26 protein-coding genes are annotated in these 26,629 nt (G+C 57.8%); 3 read left to right on the forward strand and 23 right to left on the reverse strand.

The window, feature by feature from the left end:
* Positions 1-100: 100 nt before the first annotated feature.
* The 6 genes from DWX75_RS04620 to prmA all read right to left on the reverse strand — a co-directional run bounded on the left by DWX75_RS04620 (position 101) and on the right by prmA (position 4,384).
* Positions 101-550: a GatB/YqeY domain-containing protein gene (locus tag DWX75_RS04620; protein WP_118015171.1), complete on the reverse strand. Its 450-nt coding sequence runs from the start codon at positions 548-550 to the stop codon at positions 101-103.
* A 90-nt stretch (positions 551-640) separates the two neighbouring features.
* Positions 641-823, reverse strand: a complete 183-nt coding sequence (gene rpsU / locus DWX75_RS04625; RefSeq protein ID WP_005841552.1) for a 30S ribosomal protein S21 — start codon at positions 821-823, stop codon at positions 641-643.
* Positions 824-955: 132 nt separating this feature from the next.
* Positions 956-1,303, reverse strand: a complete 348-nt coding sequence (locus DWX75_RS04630) for a histidine triad nucleotide-binding protein (protein ID WP_118015172.1) — start codon at positions 1,301-1,303, stop codon at positions 956-958.
* A 104-nt stretch (positions 1,304-1,407) separates the two neighbouring features.
* Positions 1,408-2,709, reverse strand: a complete 1,302-nt coding sequence (gene mtaB, locus DWX75_RS04635) for a tRNA (N(6)-L-threonylcarbamoyladenosine(37)-C(2))-methylthiotransferase MtaB (RefSeq protein ID WP_118015173.1) — start codon at positions 2,707-2,709, stop codon at positions 1,408-1,410.
* Entirely contained in the window at positions 2,706-3,443 is a 738-nt protein-coding gene (locus tag DWX75_RS04640) for a 16S rRNA (uracil(1498)-N(3))-methyltransferase (protein ID WP_118015174.1), read from the reverse strand. The genes mtaB and DWX75_RS04640 overlap by 4 nt, the downstream gene beginning before the upstream one ends.
* The gene (gene prmA, locus DWX75_RS04645) at positions 3,440-4,384 is read right to left on the reverse strand and encodes a 50S ribosomal protein L11 methyltransferase (protein WP_118015175.1); all 945 of its coding nucleotides are present in this window, start codon (positions 4,382-4,384) and stop codon (positions 3,440-3,442) included. The genes DWX75_RS04640 and prmA overlap by 4 nt, the downstream gene beginning before the upstream one ends.
* A gap of 151 nt (positions 4,385-4,535) precedes the next feature.
* Between prmA and DWX75_RS04650 the strand changes: the two genes are divergently transcribed.
* A complete protein-coding gene (locus DWX75_RS04650; protein ID WP_118015176.1) occupies positions 4,536-5,297 on the forward strand; it encodes a S9 family peptidase in 762 nt (253 codons plus the stop codon).
* Between the two features lie 68 nt (positions 5,298-5,365).
* On the opposite strand, the gene DWX75_RS04655 is transcribed toward DWX75_RS04650, so the two are convergent.
* Positions 5,366-6,277: a LysR family transcriptional regulator gene (locus DWX75_RS04655; protein WP_118015177.1), complete on the reverse strand. Its 912-nt coding sequence runs from the start codon at positions 6,275-6,277 to the stop codon at positions 5,366-5,368.
* Between the two features lie 204 nt (positions 6,278-6,481).
* Between DWX75_RS04655 and DWX75_RS04660 the strand changes: the two genes are divergently transcribed.
* Positions 6,482-7,606, forward strand: a complete 1,125-nt coding sequence (locus tag DWX75_RS04660) for a 5-methyltetrahydropteroyltriglutamate--homocysteine S-methyltransferase (protein WP_118015178.1) — start codon at positions 6,482-6,484, stop codon at positions 7,604-7,606.
* A 79-nt stretch (positions 7,607-7,685) separates the two neighbouring features.
* Here DWX75_RS04660 and dnaJ read toward each other — a convergent pair whose 3' ends face one another.
* The 9 genes from dnaJ to DWX75_RS04705 form a co-directional block, all read right to left on the reverse strand.
* Positions 7,686-8,864, reverse strand: a complete 1,179-nt coding sequence (gene dnaJ / locus DWX75_RS04665) for a molecular chaperone DnaJ (protein WP_118015179.1) — start codon at positions 8,862-8,864, stop codon at positions 7,686-7,688.
* 91 nt (positions 8,865-8,955) lie between these two features.
* Positions 8,956-10,815, reverse strand: a complete 1,860-nt coding sequence (gene dnaK / locus DWX75_RS04670; protein WP_118015180.1) for a molecular chaperone DnaK — start codon at positions 10,813-10,815, stop codon at positions 8,956-8,958.
* A gap of 62 nt (positions 10,816-10,877) precedes the next feature.
* Positions 10,878-11,486, reverse strand: coding sequence for a nucleotide exchange factor GrpE (gene grpE, locus DWX75_RS04675; protein WP_369974334.1), 609 nt, complete (start codon positions 11,484-11,486; stop codon positions 10,878-10,880).
* A gap of 57 nt (positions 11,487-11,543) precedes the next feature.
* The gene (hrcA, locus tag DWX75_RS04680) at positions 11,544-12,578 is read right to left on the reverse strand and encodes a heat-inducible transcriptional repressor HrcA (protein ID WP_118015181.1); all 1,035 of its coding nucleotides are present in this window, start codon (positions 12,576-12,578) and stop codon (positions 11,544-11,546) included.
* A 211-nt stretch (positions 12,579-12,789) separates the two neighbouring features.
* The gene (locus tag DWX75_RS04685) at positions 12,790-13,074 is read right to left on the reverse strand and encodes a glutaredoxin (RefSeq protein WP_118015182.1); all 285 of its coding nucleotides are present in this window, start codon (positions 13,072-13,074) and stop codon (positions 12,790-12,792) included.
* Between the two features lie 109 nt (positions 13,075-13,183).
* A complete protein-coding gene (locus DWX75_RS04690) occupies positions 13,184-13,549 on the reverse strand; it encodes a DUF488 domain-containing protein (RefSeq protein WP_118015183.1) in 366 nt (121 codons plus the stop codon).
* 85 nt (positions 13,550-13,634) lie between these two features.
* The gene (gene hemW / locus DWX75_RS04695; protein ID WP_118015249.1) at positions 13,635-14,798 is read right to left on the reverse strand and encodes a radical SAM family heme chaperone HemW; all 1,164 of its coding nucleotides are present in this window, start codon (positions 14,796-14,798) and stop codon (positions 13,635-13,637) included.
* A gap of 30 nt (positions 14,799-14,828) precedes the next feature.
* Complete coding sequence (lepA, locus tag DWX75_RS04700) at positions 14,829-16,625, reverse strand: translation elongation factor 4 (protein WP_118015184.1); 1,797 nt, start codon at positions 16,623-16,625, stop codon at positions 14,829-14,831.
* Between the two features lie 77 nt (positions 16,626-16,702).
* Positions 16,703-18,121, reverse strand: coding sequence for a hypothetical protein (locus tag DWX75_RS04705; RefSeq protein ID WP_118015185.1), 1,419 nt, complete (start codon positions 18,119-18,121; stop codon positions 16,703-16,705).
* 158 nt (positions 18,122-18,279) lie between these two features.
* Between DWX75_RS04705 and rpsT the strand changes: the two genes are divergently transcribed.
* Positions 18,280-18,546, forward strand: coding sequence for a 30S ribosomal protein S20 (rpsT, locus tag DWX75_RS04710; RefSeq protein WP_118015186.1), 267 nt, complete (start codon positions 18,280-18,282; stop codon positions 18,544-18,546).
* Between the two features lie 67 nt (positions 18,547-18,613).
* On the opposite strand, the gene DWX75_RS04715 is transcribed toward rpsT, so the two are convergent.
* The 7 genes from DWX75_RS04715 to DWX75_RS04750 form a co-directional block, all read right to left on the reverse strand.
* Positions 18,614-19,315 carry a hemolysin III family protein gene (locus DWX75_RS04715; RefSeq protein ID WP_233519473.1) on the reverse strand — a complete coding sequence of 234 codons (702 nt, stop codon included), beginning with the start codon at positions 19,313-19,315 and terminating at the stop codon, positions 18,614-18,616.
* Between the two features lie 520 nt (positions 19,316-19,835).
* A complete protein-coding gene (locus DWX75_RS04725; RefSeq protein ID WP_147671531.1) occupies positions 19,836-20,723 on the reverse strand; it encodes a hypothetical protein in 888 nt (295 codons plus the stop codon).
* Positions 20,724-20,883: 160 nt separating this feature from the next.
* Entirely contained in the window at positions 20,884-22,230 is a 1,347-nt protein-coding gene (locus DWX75_RS04730; protein WP_118015188.1) for an MATE family efflux transporter, read from the reverse strand.
* Positions 22,231-22,239: 9 nt separating this feature from the next.
* Positions 22,240-23,445 (reverse strand): SEC-C metal-binding domain-containing protein, encoded by a 1,206-nt coding sequence (locus tag DWX75_RS04735; protein ID WP_118015189.1) that lies wholly within the window; start codon positions 23,443-23,445, stop codon positions 22,240-22,242.
* Positions 23,446-23,576: 131 nt separating this feature from the next.
* On the reverse strand, positions 23,577-24,953 hold the full coding sequence (locus DWX75_RS04740) for an N-acetylmuramoyl-L-alanine amidase (RefSeq protein ID WP_118015190.1): 1,377 nt from the start codon (positions 24,951-24,953) through the stop codon (positions 23,577-23,579).
* A 174-nt stretch (positions 24,954-25,127) separates the two neighbouring features.
* The gene (locus DWX75_RS04745) at positions 25,128-25,910 is read right to left on the reverse strand and encodes an amino acid ABC transporter ATP-binding protein (RefSeq protein WP_118015191.1); all 783 of its coding nucleotides are present in this window, start codon (positions 25,908-25,910) and stop codon (positions 25,128-25,130) included.
* On the reverse strand, positions 25,891-26,535 hold the full coding sequence (locus DWX75_RS04750) for an amino acid ABC transporter permease (RefSeq protein ID WP_118015192.1): 645 nt from the start codon (positions 26,533-26,535) through the stop codon (positions 25,891-25,893). The genes DWX75_RS04745 and DWX75_RS04750 overlap by 20 nt, the downstream gene beginning before the upstream one ends.
* Between the last annotated feature and the right edge of the window lie 94 nt (positions 26,536-26,629).

A 26,629-nucleotide genomic window follows, 5' to 3' on the forward strand; every position in this document is an offset into this window, starting at 1 on the left:
TTGAACTGGGGGTTTTGTCATGCCTAATCGGCGCACAAAAACAGGCCGCGGCAGGAGCATCTCACTCCCGCCGCGGCCCGCCTGTCCGAATAAACGCGACTCAGCCCTGCAGCATGCTGCGGACGATCGTATTGACCATCTTGCCATCGGCACGTCCCTTGACCTTCGGCATCAGCATGCCCATGACCCTGCCCATGTCCTTCGGTGTCTTGGCCCCAGTTTTTTCGACAGCTTCCTTGACAAGTGCCCTGACTTCCTCCTCGGAGAGCTGAGCCGGCAGATATGGCATGAGCACGTCAATCTCGGCCTGCGTCTTGGCGACGAGATCCTCACGGCCGCCCTTCTGGAACTCATCGATGGAATCCTTGCGCATCTTGACTTCCTTGCTGATGACGCCGATGACGGCCTCATCATCGAGTTCCGTGTGGCCGCCGTCGATCTCCGCCTGGCGGATGGCGCCGCGTACCATGCGGATGACGGACAAGCGGTCCTTGTCGTGATTCTTCATGGCATCCTTCATATCAGCAGTGAGCTGTTCTTTCAGTGACATACTTCATCAACCTCTCTTTTCCTGCACGACCGTACTAAAAAAGGCACCCGCGAATCTTTCAACTCGCAGGCGCCTGGCGCAAATGACAGATTAGCCTCTGTACTTGCGTTTACGAGCTGCCTCAGACTTCTTCTTGCGGCGAACGCTCGGTTTCTCGTAATGTTCACGTTTTCTCACTTCAGCAAGCGTGCCAGCTTTCTGGGACATACGCTTGAAGCGGCGGAGAGCACTATCGATCGATTCGTTTTTACCAACTTTGATTTCGTTTGCCATCTATTTTTCCCCCCCTCCACTTAACATGGGAGTTTGTGTCGTTAGAATTACACCACACCATTATACCGCAGGGCATAATACACTGTCAACACTCTCCTGAAGTTTTCGGAACGGACAGAATGCCGTTCCCGATCAGCCTGGGGGCCATTGCATAGAGCGGCCGCCAAGGAGGTGGAAATGCAGATGCTTTACGGTCTGGCCGCCTTCCTCACCGGTATTGGCCACGACGCGGAAGCCCTTTTCGGCCACACCGAGATCGCGCGCGAGCTGCGGGATGACATCGACGAGGATGTGGGAAACGAGCGCCTTGTCCTCGTCCTTGAGTGCCAGCAGGCTTTCCACGTGCTTCTTCGGAATCACGAGCACATGCTCAGGGGCCTGCGGCTCCAGATCGCGGAATGCCACGACGCTGTCATCTTCATAGACCAGCTTGGACGGAATCTCTTTCTGTGCAATCTTGCAAAAGATACAATCTGCCATCATATTCACCCCCTTCACCGTTCAAGGCCCACGGAGGACCTATCTTTAAATACAATTCGTCATTCCCGGGAAAATACCTTCTTTGAAAAAAGATTTTTTCAGGATTATTCGTCCCGCGTCACCACATGCCCCAGAAGGCCGTCGCGCCAGATTTCATCAAGCCGGACCTCGTAGATATCGCCGCAGGTCACGGGATCCTTCGTGTAGACGCGGATGTAGTTGTCGGTGAGTCCGTCCGTCACACCCGCGCGTTCCGTCTCAAACAGCACGCGCATCGTGCGGCCGAGGAAACTCTCATGGAATTCCTCTGCCTTGCGGTCCGCCAGCGCCTGCATGCGGTGCACGCGCTCCTTCTTGACGGCCTCATCGACCTGATCGCGGCGCGCAGCAGCCGGCGTACCCGTGCGGCGCGAATACGGGAAGACGTGCATGCGCGCGAAATTCATGCGTTCAACGAAATCGAGCCCCGCCTGGAAGTCCTCCTCCGTCTCCCCCGGGAAGCCCACGATGATATCGGTGGAGATGGCAACGCCCGGCACCTCGTGCTCGACATGCTCGATGAGGCGCGCAAACTCCGCCGTATCGTAATGGCGGTTCATGTCGTGCAGGACCTTGTCCGAACCCGCCTGCAGCGGCAGGTGCAGATGCGCGCAGAAGCGCTCGTTCTCACGGATCAGTGCAAAGAGCTCAGGCGAAAGCTCGATGGATTCCAGCGATCCCAGGCGCAGGCGCTTGAGCCCCGGCACCTGAAGCACCTCGCGGCAAGCATCCGCCAGCGTCACCTGCCCCGGCAGATCCCGGCCATAGGCACCGAGATGGATGCCCGTCAGCACGATCTCCTTGAAGCCCATCGCGACCAGCTTCTCCGCTTCGCGGCGCACATGCTCCGGCAAACGCGATTTCACTGGCCCCCTCGCATACGGGATGATGCAGTACGAGCAGAAATTCTGGCAGCCGTCCTCGATCTTGAGGAAGGCGCGCGTGCGCTCAGGGCTGTCGTAGAGCGGAATGTCCTCAAACGTCCTGGCCTGCATGATATCCGTGATCGTTCCCTGGATGCCGTCTTCCTGCATGGCCTTCTCGACGTAATCGACGATATGCGCGCGTTCCTTGGTGCCGAGCACAACGCGCACGCCCTCGATGGCCTCGATTTCCTTTGGCGCGACCTGCGCATAGCAGCCGCAGACCGCAATGATGGCCTGTTCATTCTCGCGGTGCGCGCGGCGGATAATCTGACGGCTCTTGCGGTCGCCGAGGCTCGTGACCGAGCAGGTATTCACGACATAGACATCGGCCTTTTCCTCAAAGGGCACCACCGTATAGCCCCGCTGCTTGAACAGGCCTTCCATGGTTTCCGTTTCAAACTGATTGACCTTGCAGCCAAGCGTAGTCAAAGCGACTTTCAACTTCCCAAATCTCCTTTTTCATATTGTACGATACTGAGCCCGGCAATGGCCGCCGTCTCCGCCCGCAGGATGCGCGGGCCAAGGGTCACGCTGTGACCGCCTGCCGCCATGACGGCCTCAGCCTCCTCAAGCGTAAAGCCGCCCTCCGGGCCAATGAGCAGCACGATGCGTTTGCCCGCAAGCTTCTGCAGGCAGGCCTTTGCCGTCTCCTGTTCTTCATTCTCATAGCAGAATACAACCTCTGTCCCCTCCTGCTGCATGGCCGTGCAGAATGAGGCCAGCGATGCAATCGGGCAGACCTCGACGAGTGCCGTGCGGCCGCACTGCTTTGCCGCCTCATCGGCAATCTTCTGCCAGCGGCTGCGGCGGCTCTCGGCCTTCTTCGCGTCGTAGCGCACGACGCAGTTATGCGAGCGGATGGGCATGACGCCCGTCGCACCGAGCTCCACGGCCTTCTGCACGACGGTATCCATCTTGTCCGCCTTCAAGAGGCACTGCGCGAGGATGAGTTCAAGCGGCGACTCCGTATCGGCGGCCAGTTCCTCGCGAAGCTTCAGCGTTACGGCCTCCGGCGAAAATGCCACCATCTCCATGCGGCCCACTTTGCCCGCATCATCCACGACCACGACCTCCTGGCCGGGCTTGGCGCGCATGACATGCATGAGATGATGTGCATCGGGTCCCGTGATGGCAATAGTCTCAGACAGATGGCCCTTGTAGAAAAGCCTCCTCATGCGTCTTCCCCCCGGCTGATGACCATGGCGGCCCAGCCGCTCTCCTCCATGACCTGGTCGATGACGAAACCATGTGCAATCGCAGCTTCCGTGACGTCGGCCACGCGCTCGTCGATGATGCCCGAAGCCAGCAGATGCCCGCCGGGTGCCAGATGTTCGTCGAGCTCGTCGAAGAGACGGATGACGATATCGGCAATGATATTGGCGATGATGAGATCCGCCTTGCCCGTAAACTGCTTCAGCAGGTCGGAGACGCCCGTCGTCACGCGGTCCTCGACATGATTCAGCTGCACGTTCTCAGCGGCGACATGCGCGGCCGTACGGTCGTAATCCATCGCCACGACCTCGCCGGCACCGAGTTTGGCGGCAGCCACGGCCAGCACACCGGACCCCGTGCCCACATCAAAGACGCGCATGCCGCCCTTGACGAGTGATTCGAGCGCCCGGATGCACATGGCCGTCGTCGGATGCGTGCCCGTGCCGAAGGCGGCACCGGGGTCAAGCTTCACGACGATGTCATCGGGACTCGCTTCATACTCTTCCCAGGACGGCTGGATGACGATGAGGCCGCCGACCTTTTCCGTATGAAAGTACGCCTTCCAATTGTCAGCCCAGTCCTCATCCTGGACCGTCTGGCAGGAGATCTCGACTTCCTTCTCATCGCGTCCGTCACGGCGTGCCAGCTCTTTGACTCCCTGCTCAAAAGCCCGCAGCTTCGCATCGAGCTCCTCATCAGCCGGCAGATAAGCCTTGACCGTGACCAGCTCCGTCTGCTCCGCCTTCGGCAGGTCGGAATAATCAAAAAGACCGCTATCGATGTAGCTGTTCAGGAGTTCCGGGTCCTCGATGACCACGCCGGATGCTCCGACATCGTGGAAGATTTCCGCCACGATATCCGTTTCCTCATGTGTCGTGCGAATACTGACTTCGGCCCATTTCAAAGCGCATCGTTCCTTTCTTTCTATGGTCATTTCATTATACGTGTTCTCCCGGCAAAAAACAAGGACGAAAGACACTGAGAAATCCCCGCTCTTCTGTGGTATACTTAATCCTGTCCCCCGGGACGGATCACACAGAAAAAGAGGGAATCCCATGGAAAAACACTTTGATATCAATCAGCAGGGCTTCAGCATCCGCTGCAAGCTTTTTGTAAAAGACAGCGATAAAAATACCCGGACATTTTCCAACGTCGTCCTCGTCACGCACGGGTTCGGCAGCAGCAAGGAAACGGCCGGCACCGTGAAATTTGCCGAGCACCTGACGAGCAAATACAAGGGGTATGCCGTCATCGCCTTCGACTGGCCCTGCCACGGCGCCGACGCCCGCAAAAAGCTCAGCGTACCGGAATGCCTGACCTATCTGACCATCGTCACGCAGTACGCCAGGGATGAACTCAAGGCCAAGAATCTTTATATCTATTCTACGAGCTTTGGCGGCTATCTGACGCTGCGCTACCTCATCGAAGTCGGCAATCCCTTCCGGAAAATCGCGCTGCGCTGCCCCTCCACCGATATGTATCGCGCCATGAGCAACCACATAACGGACGACGACCGCACCAAGCTCAAGAAGGGCAAGGAAATCCAGGTCGGCTACGAGCGCAAGATGAAGATGGACCAGAGCTTCCTCGACGACCTCAACGCCTTCAAGGCCACGGATCACGAATACTTCGACTTTGCCGACGACATGCTCATCCTGCATGGCACGGAGGATGCGATGGTCCCCATTGCCGAATCGAAGGCCTTTGCCGAAAACAATGTCATTGAATTCATCCCCATCGAAGGAGCCAATCACCCCTTCCAGAACCCCAATCACATGGCGCTCGCCATCCACAAGATCGTCGAGTTTTTCGGCTGATCCGGCAGATGACAGGCGTGCAGCCAGACGATCCCATCTCAGCAGATGCCAGCGTGCATCTGCTTTTTTTATGGCACCACCTTGCTGACGCGCCGGCGCAGCTTCTCGATGTACACCCTGCCGAAGCGGCTGAGCTTGATGTCACGGCGGGTCAGATAGCCGATCTCCATGAAATCATCGACGGCCAGGGGCCGCGCCACGATATCCGGGCCATTGAGCTCCTCGTTGATGACGCCGCTTGAGATCGTATAGCCGTCGAGGCCGATGAGCAGGTTAAAAAGTGTCGCCCGGTCCGTCACGATGATGTCCTTCTTCACAGGGCGCGTGCTCTGGATTTCCTCCGCATAGTAAAAGGCATTGTGCGCGCCCTGCTCATACGAAAGGCGCGGGTATTCCGCAAGATCCGGAAGCGTGATGACCTCCTTTGCCGCCAGGGGATTGTGCTTGCTGATGAAGACATGCGGGCGTGCCGTGAAGAGCGGCGTGAAGATGAGCCCGTGATCCTCGATGGCGCGCCGCACGATGGTTTCGTTGTAGGGATTCAGATAGAGGATGCCGATCTCGCTGCGAAAACCGCCCACATCCTCCAGGATCTTGTACGTCTCCGTCTCCCGCATGTGGAATTCATATTCGGCACCGCCGTATTCCCGCAGGAGATCGACGAATGCTTCCACGGCAAAGGAATAATGCTGGGCAGAGACGCAGAACAGCAGCTTTTTCTGCCGCCGCCTGCTGTACCGTTCCCGGATCAGCGCCTCCTGCTCGAGCATCTGCCGCGCATAGGCGAGGAACTCCTCACCCTTCACCGTCAGCGTGATGCCCTTGTTCGTGCGCCGGAAAATCGTAATGCCGAGCTCCTCCTCAAGCGAATGGATGGCTGCCGTAAGGCTCGGCTGCGTGATGAAGAGCCGCTGAGCCGCTTCCGTGATGGAACCGGATGACGCTGCCTCCACGACGTAGCGCAATTGATTGAGTGTCATATTCTCCCCTCCCGCTCCATCATACTACAGCCCTGCCCATTTGGCCATAGGTTGAATCTATGGCCAGGCAGTGGTTTTAAGTATTTTTCAAGCGGCCTCATTTGCGGTAAAGTATAGCCATCAACCAATCGGACAGCAAAGACAGAACAACTTACCGGATTACCGGACACCCGGCCGGTATCTGATTGACAGGAGGTCATCCCTATGAGCAAGCAGTTTTCCACCCCATTCCGTCACGATTACGTCGGCAGTTTCCTGCGTCCGGCAGAGCTGAAAAAAGCCCGCCAGGAATTCGCGGACGGCACGATTTCCCATGAAGAACTCAAGGCCGTCGAAGATGCCTGCATCCGCGATCTCGTCGCCAAGCAGAAGAAAGCCGGTTACCAGGTGATCACGGACGGCGAGTTCCGCCGTGCGACCTGGCATCTCGACTTCATGTGGGGCTTTGCGGGCATCGCCCATCAGAAAACCGATAAAGGCGTCTGCTTCCACGGCGAACCGGCCCTGATTGACGACACCTGGCTGACGGGTCCGCTCTCTGCCGAACATCATCCCTTTGTCGAGCATTTCAAATTCGTACAAGCACTGACCGATGAGAACACCGTCGCCAAGCAGACCATCCCGGCACCGGCCCAGTTCTTCCAGCAGCTGATCCTGCCCGACAACATCGAGCGCACGCGCAAGATTTATGCAACGGACGAGGAGCTCATCGAGGCCATTGCCCAGGGCTACCGCACGGTCATCCGCGACCTCTACGCGGCGGGCTGCCGCAACCTGCAGTTCGATGACTGCACCTGGGGCGTGCTGGCTGCCGGCGGCAAGAAAGGCGGCAAATTTGCCTACGTCGAGGGTTCCGATCTCCGGAAGCTCGCCGAGCAGTTCGTGACGGTCAACAATCTCGCCATCGAGGGAAGCCCTGACGACCTCGTCATCAACACGCACGTCTGCCGCGGCAACTACCATTCCGTTTACTTCGCCAGCGGCGCCTACGACCCGATTGCTGACCCGCTCTTCACGCGCGAGAATGTCAACGCCTATTATCTTGAATTCGATGATGAGCGTTCCGGCGGCTTTGCGTGCCTCAAACAGGTCACGCCGGGCAAGAAAGTCGTGCTCGGCCTCATCACGACGAAGCGTCCGGAACTTGAGGACAAGGCGGCCATCATCGCCCGCATCCATGAGGCAGCCAAGTACGTGCCGCTCGAAGACCTTTATCTGAGCCCGCAGTGCGGCTTCGCCTCCTGCGAGATTGGCAACAAGCTCACCGAAGCACAGCAGTGGGCCAAGCTCGCCCTTGTCAAAGAGATCGCCAACGAGGTCTGGGGCTGATGGATGGCTCCATCTGACAACTGAATGCATAAAAAATGCCATGCGAAGCAGCTGCCTCGCATGGCATTTTTCGATGAGATTATTTCTTGAAGAAGCGCTTGAGGTCGTCGAGGAAGCTCTTCTGCTCCGGATTGACCTTGTCGCCGCTGATCTCGCCGAATTCGCGCAGGAGTTCCTTCTGGCGCGAGGAAAGATTCTGCGGCGTCAACACCTTGATGTGCACGAGCTCGTCACCGCGTCCCGAACCGCGCAGGAACGGGATGCCATGATTGCGGATGCGCAGGACCTTGCCGGACTGGATGCCTGCCGGAATCTTGAGGTCGACGGGGCCGTCGAGCGTCGGCACCTGTACCGTGCCGCCGAGTGCGGCCTGCACGAAGGTAACCGGCACTTCCACGATGACATCGTTGCCCTGACGCTTGTAGAGCTTATGCGGCTTGACAAAGATGTAAACGTAGAGATCGCCGTAGCCGCCGCCGTTGCGGCCGGCCTCGCCGGCCCCCGACACGCGGACGCGCGAACCCTGGTCGACGCCCTTTGGGATGCCGACCTTGACCGTCTTCGTCTCGCGTTTGCGGCCAGTACCATGACAGTCCTTGCAGGGCGTCTTGATGACCTTGCCCGTGCCATGGCAGTGTGAACACGTCTGGCTGCTCATCATGCGGCCAAAGGCTGTGTTGCGGACAACCTGCTGCTGGCCGGTGCCGTGGCACACGGAGCAGGTCTCAGGACTCGTTCCCGGCGCCGCGCCCGTGCCATGGCAGGTAGAGCACTCGACCGTGCGCGGAATTGTGAGTTCCACTTCCTTGCCAAAAGCGGCATCCTCGAATGAAATCTCGAGATCATAACGCAGGTCATTGCCACGCTCCGGCCCCGGCTGACGGGCCTGACGGCCGCCGGCACCGCCGAAGAACATGTCGAAGATATCCCCGAAGCCTTCGGTACCGGCACCGCCGCCGAAGCCTCCAAAGCCGCCGAAACCGCCGAAACCACCGGCACCAGCACCGCCGCCGAAGCCACCGGTTCCGTCAAAGGCAGCCGAGCCGAACTGATCGTACTGAGCACGTTTCTTCGGGTCTTTCAGGACATCATATGCTTCATTGATTTCCTTGAATTTGGCTTCAGCCTCTTTCGGATTATCCGGATTGAGGTCCGGATGATATTTACGGGCCAGCTTCTTATAGGCGCGTTTGATTTCTTTCTCATCCGCGCTCTTATCGACGCCAAGCACCTCATAGTAATCGCGTTTCTCGCTCACGTTGCACCACCCTTATAGAAAAATTGGGAGTCTGCGGGAAGGGACCAGGCCCTTCCCACGTCAAACTCCCAACTCTTACCACTTCAATCGCTTATTTCTTGTCGTCCTTGACTTCCGTGTAATCGGCGTCGACGACATCATCATCGTCTTTCTTCTGCTGCTGAGCACCCTGTGCGCTCTCGGTACCAGCCTGAGCCCCCTGGGCACCGGCAGCCTGTGCCTGCTGATAAGCAGCGGCGCTGAGCTCATAGAGCGGCTTCTGCAGCTCTTCGGTTGCCTTCTTGATGGCTTCCGTATCGTTGCTCTTGATGGCCTCTTTGACCTTCTCGCAAGCAGCCTTGACTTCCGAAACCTTGCCGGCATCGGCCTTGTCACCGAGCTCCTTGATGGTCTTTTCAGCCTGGTAAACCATGTTGTCGGCGTTGTTCTTGGCGTCGATGGCTTCCTTCTGCTTCTTGTCCTCCGCCTCATGAGCCTTGGCTTCGTTGACCATGCGGTCGATATCTTCCTTGCTCATGCCGCTGTCAGACTGAATCGTGATCTTCTGCTCCTTGCCCGTGCCGAGGTCCTTGGCGGATACGTGCACAATGCCGTTGGCATCGATATCGAAGGAAACTTCAATCTTAGGTACTCCGCGCGGAGCCGGCGGGATATCCGTGAGCTCGAAGCGGCCGAGCGTCTTGTTGCCGGCAGCCATCTCGCGCTCGCCCTGCAGGACGTGGATATCAACAGACGGCTGGTTATCAGCGGCCGTCGAGAAGACCTGGCTCTTATGCGTCGGGATTGTCGTGTTGCGCTCGATGATCTTCGTGCAGACACCGCCGAGCGTCTCGATACCGAGGGAAAGCGGCGTAACATCGAGGAGCAGGACATCCTTGACTTCACCGACAAGAACACCGCCCTGGATGGCAGCACCGACGGATACGCACTCATCCGGGTTGACGCCCTTCGACGGCTCCTTGTGCAGGATGTTGCGGATGGCATCCTGGACGGCCGGGATACGGGAAGAACCGCCGACGAGGATGATCTTGTCGATGTCGTCAGCCGAAAGGCCTGCATCGGCCATGGCCTTGCGCGTCGGGCCCATCGTGCGCTCGACGAGGTCGCTCGTAAGCTCATTGAATTTTGCACGCGTCAGCGTGAGGTCGAGGTGTTTCGGGCCCGAAGCATCCGCCGTGATGAACGGCAGGTTGATGTTCGTCTGCGTCATGCTCGAGAGCTCGATCTTGGCTTTCTCAGCAGCTTCCTTGAGGCGCTGGGCAGCCATCTTGTCCTGGGAGAGGTCGATGCCGTTCTCCTGCTTGAATTCGCCGACCATCCAGTCGATGATCTTCTGGTCGAAGTCATCGCCGCCGAGGTGCGTATCACCATTCGTGGCCTGGACTTCGAACGTGCCCTCGGAGAGCTCGAGGATCGAGACATCGAACGTGCCGCCGCCGAGGTCGAAGACGAGGATCGTCTCATCCTTGTCCTTGTCGAGGCCGTAAGCGAGTGCTGCTGCCGTCGGCTCGTTGACGATACGCAGGACTTCAAGGCCTGCGATCTTGCCGGCATCCTTCGTGGCCTGACGCTGGCTGTCGTTGAAGTAAGCCGGGACCGTGATGACGGCCTGCGTAACCGTTTCGCCGAGATATGCCTCGGCATCGCCCTTGAGCTTCTGCAGAATCATGGCCGAAATTTCCTGCGGCGTGTAATCCTTGCCGTCAATCGTTACTTTATAGTTCGGATCGCCCATATGACGCTTGATGGACGAGATCGTGCGGTCCGGGTTTGATACAGCCTGGCGCTTTGCCAGCTGACCGACGAGGCGCTGGCCGTCCTTCGTGAAACCGACGACAGACGGCGTGATGCGGCTGCCTTCCGGATTCGTGATGACGGTCGGTTCGCCGCCTTCCATGACAGATACAACGGAGTTCGTCGTACCTAAATCGATACCAATTACTTTAGACATGGTAACATCCTCCTAAACTTTATGAAAAAACTTTTATCATCTATATCATGAGGCCAGCATCATCAGTTGGATACGACCTGAACCATGCTCGGGCGGATGACGCGTCCCTTGACCATGTAGCCCTTCTGGAGCTCCTGGGCAATGGTGTCGTCCTCGCGCTCGGGATCCTCGATGCGCATGACAGCCTGATGATAGTTCGGATCGAACTTCTGGCCTTCTGTCTCAATTTTTTCCAGGCCGTTCTTCTTGAGGACTTCCTGGAACTGGGTGAAGATCATCTCGACGCCCTTCTGGAACGCCTCGACATCCTTCGTTTCTGCAGCCATGGCACGCTCAAAATTATCGAGCAGCGGCAGCATATCCTTGCAGAAGCCCTGCGTGACCACGGCGGCAATCTCCTCGCGTTCCTTGGCGGAACGGCGGCGGAAATTATCAAAATCCGCCTGCAGGCGGAGCAGCCGGTCATTCTTTTCCTGCAGCTCGGCCGTCAGTTTCTCGACCTGCGCCTTCAGGGCTGCAAGCTCTTCCTGATCATCCGCCGAAGCCCCGGTATCGGATGCCGTGGCTTCCGCTTCCGAATCATCAGCAGTCTCACCGGCGGCCTCTTCTGCTTCCGCCTCATCGATTTCCTGCTGCATCTCCTCCAGCTTCTGCTCATCTTTCTTTTTCATTTCGTCTTTGATAAACGATGGCAAAACCCTCACCTCTTCCCAACGACTTCTGCGGCTCTACCAGTGGAACCGCTTGATGACTTCTGTAAGATTTGAATTCATGTATTCCAAAAGGCTCATGGCCTTGGCATACTCCATGCGCGTCGGCCCCAGCACGGCAATCGTACCCAGGAGCTCACCATCGAGATGGTACGTCGCGGTGATGATGCTGCTGTCCTTGAAGTGACTGTCCTCATTCTCCTTGCCGATTGTGACCTCGAGGCCGTCGCCCATATGGGCATGCAGGACATCTTTCATGAGTTCTTCCTTCTCGAGGATCAGCAGCGTCTCCTTGACCTTTTCCACATCGTGGAATTCCGGCTGCTCGAGCATCTGCGTCGTGCCGCCGAGATAAAGGCGCTCGCGCCTGCCCGAGTCAAGAGCCCGGTTGATGATCTCAAGGGCCGAGGTGTAAAGCGGCTCGTCCTGGATCTCATCGCGGATGCGCAGCAGGGATTCATGCTCGATTGTCGCCAGTGTGTGACCGGCGAGGTTCTTGTTGATGACCTCCGCCATGCGCTGGAAATCCTCGAAACTGGATCCCGGCGGCATCGGCACGATCTTGTTCTCGATGAAGCCCGCATCGGTCATGAGCACCGTGATGACGCGCTGGTCATCGAGCGGCAGGAACTGCAGGCATCGGAAGGCCGCCTGCGTCATCTGCGGGGCCAGTACCAGTGAAACATTCTTCGTGACCTGCGAGATGATCCGTGCCGTTTCCTGGAAAACCTCATCGATCCGCTTGACCCGCGCCTTGTACCACCTGTCGATCAGGACCTTTTCCTCGTCGCTCACCGGTTTCGGAGGGATCAGCCCGTCGACGTAGAAGCGGTATCCCTTCGACGAAGGGATGCGGCCGGAGGAAGTATGCAGCTGTTCGAGATACCCGAGCATCTCGAGATCGGCCATCTCGTTGCGGATGGTCGCCGGGCTGACGCCCAGATCATATTTGCGGGCCAGGGTGCGCGAGCCGACCGGTTCTGCCGATTCGATGTAATCATCGACGACAGCACGCAGCACGCGTTTCTTGCGTTCATCCAATTCGTCAGCCATCTGCCTGCCTCCTCTCTCTATGATCTTTTGCTGTTAGCACTCTTGCTATCTGAGTGCTAACTTTGAATCTACTAAGAATATACACCGATAAAAACAAAAAGTCAATAGTTAAAAAGACAAAAAGTCAAAAATTTTTCATCCCATAAAAAGAAACGGTGCGATACGCATTCCCTGAGGATGCGCGTCGCACCATGCTGCCATGCAGAGACTCTTATTTGACCGCTTCGGCAAAGGCTTCCGCCACAGCGGCCTTAATCACCTCGTAATCGTGGCCCGGCTGAGCCTCGTAGATCTTCTTGCCATCCACGAACAGCGTCGGCACATAGTAATACTGGCCCTGATAAGGCTTGAGCTTCTCCGCCTCGGATGTCTCGTCGATCTCATCGACCGGCACATCAAAATAAACCGGTTTTTCCTCCCGCAGTTCGCCGACGGCCTGACGGGCCTTGGCGCAATACGGGCAGCCCGGCATAACAATCATCGCAATGGATTTCATGAGGATCCCTCCTGTCTCAAAAACAGATGCATCCTGCCCGCAGCATCACGAGCAGCTGCCTTTACTTTACTACATGGTGCCGTTCCTGACAATCCCCTGACAAAAGTTGTCAGGAAAGCTGCCGGCGCAGCCAGGCCTGCAGGACCAGCGCATGGTTCTCTTCGGTGTTCTTCGCCGCATAGAGCAGGGTGACATCGCTCTGCTGGAGCCATTCCCGGCACTTCTCAGCAAAGTCAGACGCGCCTTTGCTCCCGTTCAGCTCTTCTTCGTACCCTTCGGCAAAGCCCGCAAACGGCATCTCGCCGCGATGGTAGAGCGTGCGCAGCTCCGCTGAGGGCGTGACCTCCTTGGCCCAGTAATCGTGCGGCAGCGCTTCCTTCCTGATGCCGCGCGGCCAGAGACGGTCGACGAGCACGCGCACGCCATCTGCTGCCTCCGGCTTCTCATAGACGCGCTTGACCTTGATCGTATGCATGAAAAGACTTCCTTTCTCCACATTGCTGTCTTTTCCTTCAGTCTAGCACGTGATGGCGTCTTTTGCCATTGCCGATGTTACAATCTCAGGTCAGCAGGAAGGCCTCAAATACCAGGTTGCCGTATTTCATGCCAAGCGGCGTCAGGCGCAGCCAGCCGTCCTGCTCCTCGAGCAGTCCCTTCTGCTTCATCTCGTGAATCGTTTTGCTGTAAATGCGTTCAAGCGAAACGGCAAAGCGCTTGAAAAAGGCCTCGCGGCTGAGCCCCTGCGACGTGCGCAGCGCCAGGAAGGCAAATTCCTCCATGGCGATGGCGCGTTCAGCCGGTTCTTCCTCCTCGCGCACGCTGCCGCCCGCCTGCATCGCCCGGATGTAAGCGGAGATATCCACACCATTGGCGTAGCGCCTTCCCTCCAGATATGAGTGAGCGGCCGCGCCGACACCGAGATACGGGACATCCTGCCAATACGAAAGATTGTGGCGGCTCTCATAGCCCGGCCGGGCAAAATTTGATATTTCGTAGCGCGCATAGCCATGAGCGGGCAAAAACGACGCCATGAGATCGTACATCTGTTCAACCGTTTCCTCGTCGGGCAACGCGAGCCTGCCGAGCTCTTTCATCCTATAGAAGGCTGTGCCCTCCTCCAGCTGCAGCCCGTAAATGGAGATGTGCTCAGGCTTCAGCGCGATCATGGTCTCAAGGTCATGCCGCAGCACGGCCAGGCTTTCATGTGGCAGGCCGTACATGAGGTCCATGCTGACATTCCGGAAGCCTGCCTCCCGCGCCAGCTGCATGGCCTCCTTTGCCTGCTGGCCCGTATGGATGCGGCCGATGGCCTGCAGCAGGCCGTCGTCAAACGTCTGAACGCCAAAGGAAAGACGGTTGACGCCATAGGAGCGAAGAAGGGTCAGCTTCTCCGCATCCACCGTCCCCGGATTGCACTCCACGGTAAATTCAAGCTCCGACGAATCCTCATCCCCCGTCAGGGCAAAGACGCGGCACACGGTCTGCAGCAAATGCTCCATGAGCGCCACGGGCAGAATGCTCGGCGTGCCGCCGCCCATATAGATGGTCGCCGGCCTTCCCCACTTTTCCCGATAAAGAACGCCCTGTTCCAGGAGTTCCCGGCACAGGGCGTCCGTATAATCCGCCTCATAGCGCTCCCGTCCGGCAAACGACGGGAAATCGCAGTAAAAGCATTTCTGACGGCAGAACGGGATGTGGAGGTAGAGGCCCCATTGTCGTTTCATGGTATTTCCCTCTTCCTTTCCATCCATGTATCAGTCAATCTTCAAGATGGCCATGAACGCTTCCTGCGGCACTTCGACACTGCCGACGGCCTTCATGCGCTTCTTGCCTTCCTTCTGTTTCTCGAGCAGTTTGCGCTTGCGCGAGATATCGCCGCCGTAGCACTTTGCAAGCACGTCCTTGCGGCGGGCGCGCACGTTCTCGCGCGCGATGACCTTCGAACCGATGGCCGCCTGGATGGGGATCTCGAACATCTGCTGCGGGATGATCTCCTTGAGCTTGGCGGCGAGCTGGCGGCCGCGCGCAGCCGCGCGGTCCTTGTGGACGATTGTCGAGAGCGCATCGACGGGATCGCCGTTCAGGAGGATGTCGACCTTGACAAGCTTCGATTCCTTGTAGTCGGCAAGCTCGTAATCGAGCGAGGCATAGCCGCGCGTCGCGGATTTCAGGCGGTCAAAATAATCGAAGATGATTTCATTGAGCGGGATGTGGTACGTGATCATGACACGGTTCGTATCGAGGTAGTCCATACCCTTGAATTCGCCGCGCTTGTCCTGTGAGATTTCCATGACGGCGCCGACAAAATCATTCGGGACGATGACCGTGGCCTTGACGTACGGTTCCTCGATGTGCTCGATTTCCGTCTGCGGCGGCAGTTCGGCCGGATTGCTGACCTTGATCATCGTGCCATCTGTCTTGTAGACGTGGTAGATAACGGACGGCGCCGTCGTGATGAGCTTGAGGTTGTACTCGCGCTCGAGGCGTTCCTGGATGACATCCATGTGCAGCAGGCCGAGGAAGCCGCAGCGGAAGCCGAAGCCCAGCGCGACCGACGTCTCCGGCTCGAAAACGAGTGCCGCATCGTTGATCTGCATCTTCTCCAGCGCATCCTTGAGGTTATCGTAGTCGGAGCTCTCGACCGGATAAAGGCCGCAGTAGACCATCGGGTTGACGCCGCGGTAGCCCGGCAGCGGCTCGCTCGCGGGATTTTCGGCGTACGTGATCGTATCGCCGACGCGCACGTCGCGCACGTCCTTGAGAGAGCCTGCGACAAAGCCGACTTCGCCGACATCGAGGTAGCCGAGATCGACCGGCTGCGGCTTGAAGCAGCCGACATCCGTGACTTCGAAGACCTTGCCGGAGTTCATAAGCTTGAGCTTCATGCCCTTCCGGATGTGACCCTGCATGACGCGGATGTGCGCGATGACGCCCTTGTACGAATCGAAGAACGAGTCGAAAATCAGGGCCTGCAGTGGCGCATTCTCATCGCCCTCGGGCGCCGGGATGTAGTCGACGATCGCGTCGAGAATCTCCTCGATGCCGATGCCCGTCTTGGCCGAGGCCAGCACGGCATTCGACGTATCGAGGCCGATGACGTCCTCGATCTCCTTCTTGACGCGTTCCGGGTCAGCGCTCGGCAGGTCGATCTTGTTGATGACGGGAATGATCTCGAGGTCATGCTCGAGTGCCATGTAGACGTTGGCGAGCGTCTGCGCCTCAACGCCCTGCGCGGCATCGACGACGAGCAGAGCACCCTCGCAGGCGGCGAGGCTGCGCGATACTTCATACGTAAAATCGACATGACCCGGCGTGTCGATGAGGTTGAGCTCGTACTCCTCCCCATCCTTGCCCTTGTAATTCAGGCGGACCGTCTGCGACTTGATGGTGATGCCGCGCTCGCGCTCGATGTCCATGTTGTCGAGGACCTGCGCCTCCATCTCACGCTTGGAAAGCGTGCCCGTATACTCGATGAGCCGGTCGGCAATGGTCGACTTGCCGTGGTCGATATGTGCGATAATCGAGAAATTGCGGATATTCTTATTCTGCATAATCTACTCCTCGTAATTGTATAAGCTCAGTGTGCCGGTACCAGATGCTGTACCTGCGGATAACTGCCATCTGCCCTTTATCGTTTTTCGGCAGCAGCTTTCTTTTCCAATGCTGTTTCATAAAGTTCCCGTGTCGAAGGCTGTGCATAGGTGGGGTCAGCCTGCGAAAACAGTACTGGATAATTCCCGGCATCGACGACGGCCTCCTTGCTGCCCTTGACCTTGCCGGCTTTAAAGAACGCATCTCTGTCCTGCGGCAGTCCGGCTGTATTCTCAGGCTGATGCAGGACGGGCGCCATCTTTACCTCGCGTTCCTCTCCCGCCGGTGTGCGCAGGCGAAATGTTGCCGCATCCTTGTGCTGCAGGAGCTTCAGGCGCAGCTCGTTCGGCTTGTACCAGGCCAGCTCCTCGCCGTCGAGAGCCAGCAGTTCTTCGTTCGGCGCAAGGCTCGTGACGCCCGCCCCCACCTTCGTGACAAAGAACCGGTTGCCCTCGCCCTTCTTGTGCGTGCAATCCAGGACGAAACCGAAATCCGCATAGGGCTGGAACGTCTTGTACGCATCATCGAGGAAGCCATCCCACTGGTCATCGAGGTCACGCCATACCGAAGTCAGGCTCACGATATCATCGGCGGCCGTCATCATGCCGACCGTGCGGGCCGTATGCCAGTACCGGTCTTCGAGGATCTGGTCCTTCATCATCGCCAGCATCGTGCCGCCCGCATACGGACGCGTCTCAAACGTGATGAGCGGCACGCCGTCGCCGATTGCCCTGCCCATGAAGAAGACGATGTCATCATGCGACTTATGGTAATAGGGACGGAACTCCCCCCACAGTTCCCTGCCGAGCTTGTCCTGCAGCAGGACCTGATGGTGCAGGACAAGCCATGCCTGCACCTCACCCGGCGTGACGGACGGCAGGAAGACGCGCGGACGGGAATCGCGGCGTACGGAGTCCACGGCCTTTTCATCGCGCACGACACCCTCGCGCAGATACGAAGCGGGCGCCGCCGCCAGGATCTTCTGGAAGGCCTCCGTGGTCTTTGACTTGCCCTGCTGCTTCCACAGGATCCTGCCTGCATCATCGACGAGCCGGAATTCGTATGAAGAGGCATGCGCCGCCTGCCGCAGGTCGTCTTCCGCAACACGGTACGAGCCGCAGAAGACATTGGCCGCATGCATATCGGCTTCTTCTCCCACAGGCTCCAGCTTCACATCCTGTCCATCGGCCAGCAGACGCGCATGGATGAGTCCCTGCCCGTTCCCGATGCGCCGGTTCTGCGCCCAGAAGCGGAAATAATACGCAGGACGTTCTCCAGCCCTGCCAAGCACCTTGGTCAGCGGCACATCGGGGCCCGTTGCAAAGCTCAGGCTGCCGTCAGGAGATTCGTGCGCCACAACATCTTTTGTCATCGGGAAATAGCCCGACGCCTCTGTTGACGGCTGCCAGAGCGCGCAGACAAGCAGGGCCGCTCCCAGGACATACCGGTAATGCATGTAAAACCGCTCCTCTCCACAGGATTTGTCACGAAAAATTTCTTTCATTATATCATCGCCGTTACTCTGCTTGCAAGAAATGGAAAGAAATAGTTGCTTTTTCATTTGACCCATGATATTATACTTAGGTAACGACATTAATTAAGGGGGTGAATTACTTGCCGAATATCAAAGCATCTATCCTGAGTGTAAAATCTGACGCTAAGCGCCATGCAAAGAACGCTGCTGAGAAGTCCCGCGTACGCACTGCTTCCCGCCGTGTCCTCGATGCTGTTGAGGCTGGAAACGCTGAAGAAGCGAAATCCCTCCTTACGGTTGCATGCAAGACGATCGACCAGGCTGCTGCAAACAAAGTTTATCACAAGAATGCTGCTGCCCGCAAAAAGTCCCGTCTGGCTCGCAAGGTCAACGCTCTGGCCAAATAATCTTTGCAGATGAGATAGAAAAGACCCGCTCCTCGGAGCGGGTCTTTTTCTGTGTTCCGAAAGTCGTTCAGATCATCGCAATAGCTGAGCGCACGACCTCCGGCAAAGGCAGGACGTAATGGAACACCGTGTAGAAATGGATGGCACTGCCGCCCATGACGAAGAGATGCCAGATGACGTGGCTGTACGGCAGGCGGCGCATCAGGTAAAAAATCGCACCGACCGAATAGCAGAGGCCGCCGGCCACGAGCCACCAGATGGCTTCCACCGGCAATGTCTCAAGGAGCGGCTTGACCATGAAGACGGCAAACCAGCCCATGACGAGATAGCAGACGGTGCGCAAGATGCGGAAGCGCTTTGCGGCAAAACATTGAAAGACGATGCCGAGCACGGCCATGCTCCAGACGATGCCGAAGACGGCCCAGCCAAAACTGCCGTGCAGCGGAATCAGCGCAAACGGTGTATAGTTGCCCGCAATCAGCACAAAGATGGCCGCATGGTCGATGACCTTGAAGACGCCCTTGACCTTGAGATTCCGGAAACTGTGGTAAAGCGTCGAGGCCAGGTACAGGAGGATCAGCGAGATGCCGTAAACGAGACAACTCGTCGTGTGCCAGACTCCATCGTCCGCATAATAGACCAGCATGCCGATGAGGGCCGCCACGGCAAGTCCCGCCCCCACGCCGTGCGTCACGGCATTCAAGATCTCCTCCAGCGTAACCGGAGCCTTGAGTGTAACAGGCGCTTTAAGCGCAGCTGCATGTTTCATAAAAAAACCTCCCTCCATAAAAGAGGATTGATGAAAATACTACCCTTCCATTATCCTTCATTTGCGTCCGGATGTAAAATATCCGACCAGGCTCTGCGGAGATGAATACCGCCGCGTCCGGGCGTAAGGAGGATTTCTCCGTCTGCCAATGCCTGTACCACATCTCTTTCTTATTCACTAGAATTTTAGTAAAATTTATGATATGATTATCTCTTGATGAAGTAATGTGCTTTTTGATAATTAGGTGAGAAATTATCCAACAGTCGCTGGCCCCTCAGAGTGATGCCAATCTCATTGTCATCGATGATGACTTTGAGCTTCTGCACGTCTGGGCGAGGGGCCAGCAGATGGTCGCGTCAGGTAAGGCCATCGTCAAGGGTACGTTCGAAGCATAACCCCTATGCTGCGGATATCACACCCTTCCCCCAATCCCCATAACCTGACAAAAGGGCTTCTGCACGCTGTCCCCAAGGCGTGCGGAAGCCCTTTGTATTTTGGTATGCTTTTTGTATGCGAGGCGTCAGGCAGCCAGCGGCCAGACAATGGCGGCTGCGCCATGCGGTGCGACGACCGCGGCATTATATGCCAGGCTCAGGCGCGTGGCCTCGGCTACCTCTTCCGGACTCGAAGCCGGATTGCGGCGAATCTCGTAGACCTCATGCGAGGCCTGCTTGACGGCGAAGGACTGCGGCGTATGGAACTGCAGCTCAACACGCACGCCCGTCGGGCTCATGAGATGGACATTGATGCCCTGATAGAACTTCTCGCCCCAGGCATTGCGGAATTTCTCGACCGTGTAGCCCTTCGACTGGAGGCTCGCAAGCGCTGACGGAACCATCTCGCTGTAATCATCAGCCGAGCAGGTCAGCGTGTAGCGCAGCACATCGCTGATGCCATTTGCTGCGGCAGCAAGGCTCGTCTGATCCTCCTCGGCGTCGCTTTCAATCTTGCGCGCGAGGCTGTCAATGGACTTCAGGCGGTAGTCGAGGCCCTGCAGCTGGGCATTCCTGCGTTCGAGCTCCTTCATGTCGGCGGTCACGGCGGGTTCTGCCGCGCTTGCCTTCATGAGCAGAGCCGTCGCGAGGATGCGGCTCTTCTGTTTCTTGGTCAGGGCCGCGCCAAGTTCCGTGCGCGTGCCATCCGTATTCGTATCCTCGACGATGGCCGGCACCGACTCATGGAGATCCGGCACAGGCGATGCATAGCCTTCCAGCACGTGCACGGGCGAAAGCACCGCCATCATCATGATGAACATGGCCGTCAGGCTGCGCACCCAAGTTCCCGCTCCCGTAATCCTGCGCGAGAAACACGCGGGCTGGAACTTGCGGAATGACCGCGTCAGATGATTTTTCCGGCCTGCTGCCGGGGTTCTTGTATAGCCTTCCGTCAACTCTTGTCCTGCATTCATTTGCATTCCCTCCAGACGACGTGATGATCGTATCGTTCTCTTACTGTATTCATTGTAACAGGCGAAACTTGAAAACAACTGATTGCGTCTGAAAACTATATGAAAATAGAAAGAATCGGCCCCGGAAGAGCCGATTCTTTCTTGTTTTTATTCGTATGCATTACAGGGAATACCGCCGCTGTACCTTGCGCAGCCGCATCATGAGCAGCAGCGCGCCGATGCCCACGCCCGTGATCAGGCCGAGCCAGTAGCCGGCAGGACCGAGTGAGGTGAAATGTGCGATGGTCCAGCCAAACGGCAGGCCGATGACCCAGTACGAGATGACGGCCAGCACGAAGGTCGCATGCACATCCTTGTAGCCGCGCAATGCTCCCTGCAGCGGAGCATCGATGCTGTCCGCGAGCTGCAGGAATACGGCAAACACGAGGAAATTCGCCAGCACAGGCCGCACATCCATGCTCGTCGTATAGAAATCCGCAATCTCGTAGCGAAACTGCGTCAAAAGCAGCGCGATGCTGCCCTCGAACAGGAACGTCAACCAGCGCCCGAGCTTGATGTACTGTGCGGCATCGCGATTCCGGCCCGCGCCGATCTCATAGCCGACGAGGATGGTCAGCGTCATGCTGGCAGACAAGGGGATCATGTAGACCACCGTCGTGAAATTCATTGCCGCCTGATGTGCCGCCACAACCGTCGTGCCGTACGCTGTCATGAAGAGGCCGACGGCACCGAAGATGCTCTGCTCACAGAACATCGTGCTGCCAATGGGCACGCCGATGCCGAGCTGCTTGCGCCACTCCGCCAGGCTCGGGCGCGGCAGGCAGCAAAAGATCCGATAATCCCGGAACGGGCGGATGAATGTGACGACCAGCGCGTTGAGCACGAGATTCAGCGAAAAGGCAATGGCCGAGCCGATGCCCGCGCCGATGCCGCCAAAGGCCGGCAGGCCGAACAACCCGTACATGAAGACATAATTGCAGAGGATGTTGACGGGTACCGTGCACATCGTGATGCACATCGTCAGGCGCGTGTAGCCGTGCGCATCGATGAAATTGCGCAGGACGCCGGCCAGGAAGATCGGCAGGATGCCGAAGGAAACCGCCATCAGATAATGGCGCGTGATGTATTCGACCTTGGGCTCCAGCGCCAGATACGGCAGGACATGCGGCACCGCCAGATAGCCGAGCAGCAGGAAGATGGCCCCGAGCATGAGCGCCCAGTAAAATCCCTGCTTGACGACAAAGCCGATGGTTTCCCTCTTTCCCGCACCGTAGAGCTGGGACACCGTGGGCGTCAGCCCGGAAATGATGCCGAGGAACATGCCGAAGAACGGCAGGAACAGGTTGACGCCGACGGCGACGCCAGCGAGGTCCTGCTCGCTGATATGACCTGCCATGATGGTATTGAAGAATCCCGTTGCCGTCAGCGACAGCTGCGTGACAAAGATGGGCAGCAGGACCAGAAAAAACTGCCTGGCCTTCTGCCGGTACGTATGTGTTTGTCTCATAAGCGGTCCTTACTGCTCATCCTTGCGCAGGCAGCAGTTCTTGTACTTCTTGCCGCTACCGCAGGGGCAGGGATCGTTGCGGCCGACCTTGAGCTTGCGCACCTCGTCGAAGGGAATGACGCGCCCGCCGCCCGACTGCTCCATCAGCTCGGCCGGCGTATGTCCCTTGAGCGGCCAGAGATGCGTCGTGTTGTTGAAGGCGATGAGGAGCGGCAGGACGGCCTCCGCCTTGCGTTCCTCCTTCATGAAGCCGAGCTCCTCGAGATAATCGACAGCTTCGTCGAGCTCGCTGCCATTCTGCAGCAGGATGAGGATCTCACCCGTGATATCCGCGGCCTTGAGCACATCACAGCCATGCTCGCGCATGAAGAACTGCGCCAGTTCCTTGTAGGCAGGCGTATCCGCAATGTAATTGTCGGTGCCGGCATCGTAAACATCACCGTAGCTCAGGGATGCGAAATCGAGATTGCTGCGGCGCAGCTGCTCGTTTTCCAGCTTCTCCTCGTCAATCAGCGTGTAGTACTTGACGCCCTGCGGCAGAGCCACGATCGTATCCTTCCAGCAGGAAACATTGAGCACCACGCCGACAAAATCCATGAAGCTGACCTGTTCGCGCTGTTCCGGCTCGAGATACGCCAGCACCTTTTCGTAAAGCTGCTCGAAATTCAGATAGCCGTAGTAATACAGGAGGCCGGCAGCCAGGCGCGAAAGCTCCGTGTTGAGCTCCACCAGGCTGCGATATGTACCGGAATCCAGGCTCTTGAAGAGCTCGCGCACCTCGTCAGGCATGCAGAATGCCATCTTCTCCTCCTGAACGCCGCAGGTCACAAGGCCGAGGCCGCGCAGATAGTCAAGGCGCGTATCGTCATCGCGCAGCTCCGTCGAGAGGCCATCCTTCTGCATCAGGTGTGCAAAGCAGCCGTATTCCTCATCGACGATCGTCGGCAGCCAGCGCTTGGCAAAGTCGAGGATGGCCGGCACCAGGCGCTCGGCAAGCTCAGCCTTCTTCAGCGAGCTTGCGCCCGTCACATGCAGGTTATAGCGGATGTCGTCGAGCTCCGACTTCGTCATGGCCAAAAGCAAAGCCCGCAGCGAATGATTCGCCGGCAGCTTATGGCGATAGAGCTGTTTCCTGCGCTCTGCCATATTCTCATCCATGAGCTGCTGCAGGCTCTCACTGAGTTCCTGTGCCATATCGTTCGTTTTCTGTTCCATGAAAAAATAATTCCTCCCTGAAATCGATCCTGTCCCCATTGATACTCATATACTCACATACAGGAAGCAGGCGCACCAAACGCCTGCCTGTTGGAACTGTATCCTTTTGATTCCCCGATGATCCGGCGGACTCATCCGAAATAATCGGCAATGCCGTCGGCAATGCCCTGCGCGGCTTTCTTGATGCCGTCCTCGCTGTCGAGCAGCTTTTCCTCCTGCGGATTCGAGATGAAGGCAACCTCCACGAGCGTCGCCGGCATATCCGTGTGTTTCACGACGTAGAAATTGCAGCTCTGCGTGCCACGGCTCGAGGTGCCGATCTGGTCAATGACGCCCTGGCGGACCTTATCGGCCAGGTCGCGCGAGCGCTTGGACCCCAGCGAATAGTAATAGCCGGTCGTCCCCTTGGCCGCGCCGCTCGAGAACGAATCCATATGAATGGAAATGAAGATATCGGATTTATTGTTGTTCGCCACATCACAGTGGGCCTGCAGTTCCTCGATATCCGAGGCATTGGCGCCCTTCGGCGAGACTTCCGTATCCGTCGTGCGGGTCATGTAGACCGTCGCGCCTTCCGCCACGAGCAGGCGGCGCAGCTCATTGGCAATGCGCAGCGTCACGCTCTTCTCCATGACGCCCGTCGGCCCGATGGCACCGGAGTCGTTGCCGCCGTGTCCGGCATCGATGGTGATCTTGCGGCCCTTGAGCCCCGTGAGTGCGGCGATATCGGCATCCGTATCATCCGTGATGGCGGCAGGCTGATTTGAAGCAGGTTGCGAAGCCTGTGTGTCACCGGCAGCTTCCTGAGCCGGCGCATCGATATCCTCGCCGCCGGAAGAGGCTGCCTCCGCCGGCTTGTTCTCAGCAGCAGGTGTGGTGTTCGCCTGCTCTGCGCCGCTCTGCGAAGCAGACGGCTGCTGGCCGGTCCCCGTTTCAGCCGTGGATGGTTTAGGCTGCGTCTTGGTGTCGTTGTCTGCCGGTGTTTCCGGCGACTCTGTCACCGAAGGTTTCGTCGTACCGGCCGAACCGTTCTTCACATCGGGCAAGGCGATTGTCGACTTGGACGTATCCGCATTGATATTGCCGAAATCCATGACGAGGCGCCCCGGTACCGTTCCCCCTTTGAGGGAAAACACCTTGTAATTGTTCGCGCCGACCTTGTTCTCAACGACCACGCGCACCGTATCCTTGTTGAACTGGCCAATGCGGATGGCATTGACGAAACGGCTGTCGACCGAGATTGTCTTCTTGACCTTCCCGGAGAGCCAGGCACCCTTGAGGTCCACCACGACGCGGTTCGGATTCGACAGCGTCATCGTGCGGTAGGAAACGGGCGCATTGGCATCCACCACGATGCGGATCTTCTCAGAGCCGCTGTTGACACGCACGCCCGTGATCTCGGTCATGCCGCTGACCCGCTCACTAAAATCCGAACTCGCCGCGTACACACAAGCCGGCAAAAGCAATATCGATACAATCGCAACGAACAAGAACAGTACGCGCTTCATGATATCCCTCCATCTGAGAACACGAAAAAAAGCCGCAAACACGACATTCTACATTTTATTATCGCCTGTTCTCCTGAAAAAATCAAGAAGATTGATGGAAAAGCTGCCGCACCCATGCAAAAGAAAAGCGCCTGCCGTCTGAAGCATGGCTTCATGCGGCAGGCGCTGCAGGATTCAAAGCATATTCTTGAGGAAGGCTTTTGTGCGCTCTTCCTGCGGACGATTGAAGAAGGTCTCCGGGTCGCCCTGTTCGACGATATTGCCATCTGCCATGAAGATGACCTGGCTCGCGGCTTCGCGTGCAAAGGCCATCTCATGCGTGACGACGACCATCGTCATGCGCTCGGCAGCAAGCTCCCGCATCGTCTTTAAGACCTCGCCCGTGAGCTCAGGGTCGAGCGCCGACGTCGGCTCGTCGAACAGCATGATATCGGGCTGCATGCACAGCGCCCGGGCGATGGCCACGCGCTGCTGCTGGCCGCCTGAAAGCTGCGAGGGGTAGTAATCCGCCCGGTCGCTCAGGCCGACTTTCGCGAGGAGTTCCCGCGCATACGGCAGGATCTCCGCCTTCTTCATGCTCTTGACCTGCATCGGCGCCTCGATGAGATTCTCGATCACCGTCATATGCGGGAAGAGATTGAACTGCTGGAAGACCATGCCCGTGTGCGAGAGCAGCTCACGGCTCTTCTTGAGATCGGCGTACTCCGCCACGCCGTGCTCATTCGTATCAGCCAGGAACTCCCCTTCGATCTCAATGGAACCTGAATCAATCGTCTCGAGCTTGTTGATGCAGCGCAGAAGCGTGCTCTTGCCTGAGCCCGATGGCCCGATAATCGCGAGCACCTCGCCGCGCCGGACCTCGATGTCAATGCCCTTGAGCACAGCCAGCTCGCCGAAGGATTTGTGGATATCATGCATGCGCAGCATGACCTGTGCATCATTTGTCGTATTTGCCATAATGGGCCTCCAGTTTCTTGAACAGCCAGGTGAGCACGAACGTCATCGCCAGATAGAAGATGCCGGCAATGAGGAACGGCGTCATGTCGAATTCACGCTGCACGATGGTGCGGGCCACGCGCAAAAGGTCGTTCATGGCCAGGATGTAGATGAGCGACGTATCCTTGACGAGGTTGATCGTCTCGTTGGAAACCGGCGGCAGCACGATGCGGATGACCTGCGGCAGGATGATGCGGCGCATCGTCTGCGGGTAGCTCATGCCGAGCGTCTTGGCCGCTTCATACTGTCCCTTCGGCACCGACTGGATGCCGGCGCGGAAGATCTCGGCGAAGTATGCCGCATAGTTCAGCGTGAAGGCCAGGAGCGCCGCCGCGATATCCGGCAGGCGGATGCCAATCATCGGCAGGGCAAAGTAAACAAAGAGCAGCTGCAGCATCAGCGGCGTACCGCGCATGATCCAGATGTAGATTTCCATCAGGAAGCTCACGGGACGCCACTTTGAGAGGCGTCCGAGCGCTGCCATGAGGCCCAGCGGCAAAGCCAGGATCAGCGTGATGAAGAAAATCTCCAGCGTGATCTCAGAGCCCTCCAGCATCTGGAGCACGGTATTCCATATACTATCCATCGTATCGTATTCCCTTCCTTATCATCCATCATCCATATGCAGGCGGTCTGCCTTACCGGCTGATCCCGTCAATGGATTTATTCCTTTAATTAAG

It is taken from the genome of Mitsuokella sp. AF21-1AC (assembly GCF_003458855.1).
Classification (GTDB): Bacteria; Bacillota; Negativicutes; order Selenomonadales; family Selenomonadaceae; genus Mitsuokella.